The organism is Halomonas sp. SIMBA_159 (genome assembly GCF_046536035.1).
Lineage (GTDB): Bacteria > Pseudomonadota > Gammaproteobacteria > Pseudomonadales > Halomonadaceae > Vreelandella > Vreelandella venusta_A.
The window spans coordinates 1-272 of sequence record NZ_JAWJBT010000564.1; the positions used below are offsets into that span (position 1 = coordinate 1).

Consider the following 272-nt stretch of genomic DNA (forward strand, 5'->3'; position numbering starts at 1 on the left):
GTTTATCAGCCAGTGCTTGTAAAAAACTGCTATCCGCCAAACGCATTCCCAAAGAAGTCGCGCAAGCCGAACAAGGCTTACTGCACCAGTTGCAATTGTTATCGCTGGCCAAATACGGCCGCTTAACCAATGCCGCCGATGTTTTACTGGCCAGTGCGCCGGGTAAACGCCATCCGCAAGCCCGCGTGCGTGCGGTGTGTTATCGCCATAAGGCCGACGACGAATATCAGGATTTACAGCACCTCGATGGCCCAATGGCCGATGTGATCGAG

At 54.0% G+C, this 272-nt stretch carries 1 protein-coding gene; it reads left to right on the forward strand.

Translation table 11 applies throughout. The features are described 5' to 3' along the window. The coding region (locus R0J87_RS20465; protein ID WP_498888552.1) for a hypothetical protein at positions 1–272 on the forward strand (272 nt) is incomplete at both ends.